Raw genomic sequence first — 4853 nt, 5'->3', positions numbered from 1 at the left:
GCGCGTGCCCATCCATCGAAGACTACGCATAACCCCCGTAGGAGCTGCCGCAGGCTGCGATCTTTTGATCTGGCTTTAAAAAATCAAAAGATCGCAGCCTCGTTGCACTCGTCAGCTCCTACAGGGCGGGCGTGATCTCCTGCCGCGCTGCTGCCCGCAATCCCCTGTAGGAGATTGCCAGCGAAAAACCTGAAGTCGTCGTGGGGCAACATGATTAACACGTCATCGTTGACGATTTTCGCTGGCAAGCCAGCTCCTACAGGGGGCGCATTCCGATAGATAGCCCGCGAATTGCTCTGGCTCTGGCTCTGGCTTGTGATCTTGCTTCGGCTTTTGATCTACCTGCCCCTTCGGCAGGCCGAGCGTAGGTGTTCATCCGGGGGGCAGGCGCGCAGCGCCGTGCGGCGAAGCCGCACACATCGAGAGCAGGTGCAGCGCAGCAAACCGGAGGCGATGCCCCCGGATGGACACCGGAGCGAGGGAACACCGAGCCTTGGCGAGGTGCCGAACGCTGGGGCAAAGCGTTTTGCTTCCTTTTGGGCGTTTGCAAAAGGGAGTCGCTGTAAGAGCGAAACCGCCAGCAGCCGTGACCGCAGAAATGGATATGTACACCCTAAAAAACCATCGCCTGACACTCAGTCATCGCGGGCAAGCCCGCTCCCACAGGGATGTAGCCATTACCGCAGCAATGGATATGTACACACAAAAAAACACCACCCAACGCGCAGACTCAGGACGTGAGCGCCGAACTCTTCTGCATGGCATGCACCTGATCACGCCCATTACGCTTGGCCTGGTAAAGCCCATCATCAGCACGCATCACCAGACTGTCCAGATTGTCACCAGGCTCCGCAAAAGCCACACCGAAGGAAGCAGTAATCGTATCCAGCACAGTGTCGGTGCCCCGTGCCTTGATCCGCAATGACTGAACCTTGAGCCGCAACTGTTCGGCGAAGGCACACGCGCTGGCCAAGTCGGCGCAGCCCTCCAGCACCACGCAGAACTCCTCGCCGCCGTAACGTGCGGCAAATGCATTGGCTGGCAGCGCACCGCGCAACACTTGCCCCACATGTTGCAAAACCCGGTCGCCCAACGGGTGGCCGTACTGATCGTTGAATTGCTTGAAGTGGTCGATATCGAGCATGACCAGCGCCACACGCCGGGACGCCTTGCCCAGAGCCTGCTCCAGCAACCGTGTAAACGCCGTGCGGTTAAGCAGTTCGGTCAGGCCATCCAGTGTCGCGGCCAACTGGGCGCGTTCGAGTTTGTCGCGCAGGGCTTTGATTTCGTTCTGTGCAGACTGCAACTGGCTGAGGAAGTGTTCCTGCTGACTTTGCATCAAGCGGGCGCTTTGCTGCAGCTCATTGAGAATGTCTGGCAAGCGATCACCGGCCGGCTCATCGAGCATTTCCAGGCACTGCCCCAGGCGGTTCTGAAAGTGCTGACTGCCCTCCACGCTGCGTGAAACGTCGCGTTCCATGCCATCCACCAGACTGATGACCTGGTGCTGCCCAGCACGGGCATTCTCCAGTTCGTCACGAATGATGTACTCGCGAAACAACCGAGTGGCGGACTCAGGCGGGCAACCGTCGAAATCCCGGACCACCCGATCCAGGTGCTTGTTGAGCTCCGGATCCTGCCCTTTGCTGTAGGTATACCAGAGCGCATAATGCACAGGATTGGGCGCAATGTTGTGACGAACCATCAGGGGCACGGCTTGCTTGAGCAACGCCACCGCCTCGCGGGAGTCTTCCGGATACAGCGCTAGAACATTCGCACGCGATTCTGATTGGCCCATATCATCACTGTGGTTGTTAATCATTGGCATTCGGACGGCGCGTCGAGCATACCGCTACCACTGGCAAACGGCTATCCCGGTTTGGCGCGAAAGCCCTGTTTTTATTGCCGGTGGCAAACCAATGGAAGGCTTGCAGCAGATTCCGCACTGCAAGGCACTCTTCAACAAGCTGCTTGATCACGCTGCTCTGTCATGAAAAAGTAGGATAATCAAATCGATACACTGCCGGAGGAATGCCGGCAATCATGACGAATGTCGACAGCGTGAGGAAACGCAATCAATGTCCCTGCAAACGCTGTTAATCGGCTGGCTACTGCTGTCCATTGCCGTCGCCGCCATCCTTTGTCGGCTCATTCACAAGGCCAAGGTCGCTGATCGGGCGCTGAGAATGCAGCGAGCCGACCAGTCACCTCACCGACAAACTACCAAGGCTAAAAGGGATGATGATGACTCGGATCGCCATGTGGCGTGATTCAAGGGTGTTGCAGCATCGCCCATAAAAAAACCGGCTTATTCAGCCGGTTTTTTTATTCACTCAACAACACTTCGGTCCAGCCTTGCTCCCGTAACGGGCCTCCTGGCGTTCGCGAAAGAACGCCTCGTAGTCCATCAGCGGTTTGTCCGGGTGTTTGGTCTGCATGTGCTCGACGTAGTTGTCGTAGTCAGGCATCCCCACCATCAGGCGCGCGGCCTGACCGAGGTATTTGCCGAGACGACTCAGGTCATTGAACATGATCAGGCTTCCGGCAGCGCTTGGTATGGCGCTTCTTTATCCGTGCGCTCCTTGCTGCCCCAGGCGGCGACGCCGACTTTGAGCGCGAAGAACAGGATGCTGAACACCACGAACAGGAACAGCGCGGTCAGCGTGGCATTGGTGTAGGCGTTGAAGATCACATGCTGCATCTGCTCAATGCTCTTGGCCGGCGCCAGCACCTGACCGTTGGCCAGGGCATCGCTGTATTTCTTGGCCAGGGCCAGGAAGCCGATCGCCGGGTTGGCGTCGAACAGCTTGATGAAGCCTGCGGTGGTGGTGCAGATCAACAGCCAAACGGCCGGCAACATGGTCACCCAGACATAACGCTGGCGCTTCATCTTGATCAGCACCACGGTGGCGAGCATCAGCGCGATACCTGCCAGCATCTGGTTGGAGATACCGAACAGCGGCCACAAGGTGTTGATGCCGCCCAGTGGATCGACCACGCCTTGATACAGCAGCCAGCCCCACATGGCCACACAACCGGCGGTGGCGATCAGGTTGGCCGTCCAGGACTCAGTACGCTTCAGCGCTGGCACGAAGGAGCCGAGCAGGTCCTGCAGCATGAAACGCCCGGCACGGGTACCGGCGTCCACAGCCGTCAGGATGAACAGCGCTTCGAACAGGATCGCGAAGTGGTACCAGAACGCCATGGTGTTTTCACCGGGCAGTACGTGGTGCAGGATCTGCGCGATACCGACCGCCAGGGTCGGCGCACCACCGGCACGGGCCAGGATGGTGGTTTCACCGATGTCCTTGGCCACGGCTTGCAGGGCGTCCGGGGTAATTGCGAAGCCCCAGCTGCTGACGGTTTGCGCGACGGAAACAGCATCGGCACCGACAATCGCCGCCGGGCTGTTCATGGCGAAGTACACGCCTGGCTCGATCACCGAAGCGGCCACCATGGCCATGATCGCCACGAAGGACTCCATCAGCATGCCGCCGTAACCGATATAACGAGCGTGCCCTTCGTTGGCCAGCAGCTTCGGCGTGGTGCCGGAAGCGATCAACGCGTGGAAACCGGATACCGCGCCACAGGCGATGGTGATGAACAGGAACGGGAACAGACCGCCCTTCCATACCGGGCCGGTGCCGTCGATGAACTGGGTCAGCGCTGGCATTTTCAGCTCGGGCATGGTCACCAGGATGCCAATCGCCAAGGCGACGATGGTGCCGATCTTGAGGAAGGTCGACAGGTAGTCACGCGGCGCCAGGATCAGCCACACCGGCAACACCGCCGCGACAAAACCGTAGCCGATCAGCATCCAGGTGATCTGGATACCGGTGAAGGTAAAGACCTTGGCCCACACCGGATCAGCGGCAATCTGCCCACCGAGCCAGATCGAACCGAGCAGCAACAGCACGCCGATGATCGAGATCTCACCGATGCGGCCTGGGCGGATGTAGCGCATGTAAATGCCCATGAACATCGCGATCGGGATGGTCGCCATAACCGTGAACATGCCCCATGGGCTATCGGCCAGGGCCTTGACCACGATCAGCGCCAGCACCGCGAGGATGATGATCATGATCAGGAAGCAGCCGAACAACGCGATGGTGCCGGGGATGCGGCCCATTTCTTCGCGGACCATGTCACCCAGGGAGCGACCGTTGCGGCGGGTGGACATGAACAGGACCATGAAGTCCTGAACGGCACCGGCCAGCACGACGCCGGCAATCAGCCACAGTGTTCCGGGCAGGTAGCCCATCTGCGCCGCCAGAACCGGACCCACCAGCGGACCTGCGCCGGCGATGGCCGCGAAGTGGTGACCGAAGAGTACGTGTTTGTTGGTCGGAACGTAGTCCAGGCCATCGTTGTTGAGCACAGCGGGCGTGGCTCGATTAGGGTCGAGCTGCATCACTTTGTTGGCGATGAACAGGCTGTAGTAGCGGTATGCGACAAGGTAGATAGCGACTGCTGCGACTACGATCCACAGGGCGTTGATCGCTTCGCCGCGGCGCAAGGCCACGACACTCAGCGCAAACGCTCCCAGGACAGCCACGGCAAACCAGGCGAGGTGTTTAGCCAGACGGGGCATAGCGTGTCTCCTGCCACAGCCAGTGAACTGCGGCGGTAATTTTTATAATTGTGTCCGCTGTGCGGAGCTGGCCCAATATCTGCGCATGGCGTCCACAAATAAATCCGCGTTACTACGTACGCGGTTTCTACGTAGTTCTACGTAGATGCCGCGATCCCCCATGGGAGATGTGTTGATCAGGCCTTTGGCTATCCCCAATCAACTGTGGGAGTGGGCTTGCTCGCGAAAGCGGTGGATCAGTCAATATTGATTTCAACTGACC

At 59.1% G+C, this 4853-nt stretch carries 4 protein-coding genes; 1 reads left to right on the top strand and 3 read right to left on the bottom strand.

Annotation, left to right across the window (positions count from 1 at the left end; genetic code table 11):
* Positions 1-730: 730 nt before the first annotated feature.
* On the bottom strand, positions 731-1798 hold the full coding sequence (locus ACRESJ_RS28795) for a GGDEF domain-containing protein (RefSeq protein ID WP_431760903.1): 1068 nt from the start codon (positions 1796-1798) through the stop codon (positions 731-733).
* Positions 1799-2078: 280 nt separating this feature from the next.
* Between ACRESJ_RS28795 and ACRESJ_RS28790 the strand changes: the two genes are divergently transcribed.
* On the top strand, positions 2079-2270 hold the full coding sequence (locus ACRESJ_RS28790) for a hypothetical protein (RefSeq protein WP_431760902.1): 192 nt from the start codon (positions 2079-2081) through the stop codon (positions 2268-2270).
* Positions 2271-2333: 63 nt separating this feature from the next.
* On the opposite strand, the gene ACRESJ_RS28785 is transcribed toward ACRESJ_RS28790, so the two are convergent.
* Together ACRESJ_RS28785 and ACRESJ_RS28780 are read right to left on the bottom strand one after the other, a co-directional pair.
* Positions 2334-2531 (bottom strand): YbdD/YjiX family protein, encoded by a 198-nt coding sequence (locus ACRESJ_RS28785; protein WP_034150399.1) that lies wholly within the window; start codon positions 2529-2531, stop codon positions 2334-2336.
* Between the two features lie 2 nt (positions 2532-2533).
* Entirely contained in the window at positions 2534-4591 is a 2058-nt protein-coding gene (locus ACRESJ_RS28780) for a carbon starvation CstA family protein (protein ID WP_431760901.1), read from the bottom strand.
* Between the last annotated feature and the right edge of the window lie 262 nt (positions 4592-4853).

It is taken from the genome of Pseudomonas sp., from assembly GCF_050739655.1.
GTDB lineage: Bacteria > Pseudomonadota > Gammaproteobacteria > Pseudomonadales > Pseudomonadaceae > Aquipseudomonas.
Note: the sequence above shows the minus strand (reverse complement) of the source record. Positions and strands in the feature narration are given on the sequence as shown.

Coding starts and splice junctions, on each gene's coding strand:
- ACRESJ_RS28795 (WP_431760903.1), bottom strand. CDS start 1,798: ATGGGCCAATCAGAATCGCGTGCGAATGTTCTAGCGCTGTATCCGGAA.
- ACRESJ_RS28790 (WP_431760902.1), top strand. CDS start 2,079: ATGTCCCTGCAAACGCTGTTAATCGGCTGGCTACTGCTGTCCATTGCC.
- ACRESJ_RS28785 (WP_034150399.1), bottom strand. CDS start 2,531: ATGTTCAATGACCTGAGTCGTCTCGGCAAATACCTCGGTCAGGCCGCG.
- ACRESJ_RS28780 (WP_431760901.1), bottom strand. CDS start 4,591: ATGCCCCGTCTGGCTAAACACCTCGCCTGGTTTGCCGTGGCTGTCCTG.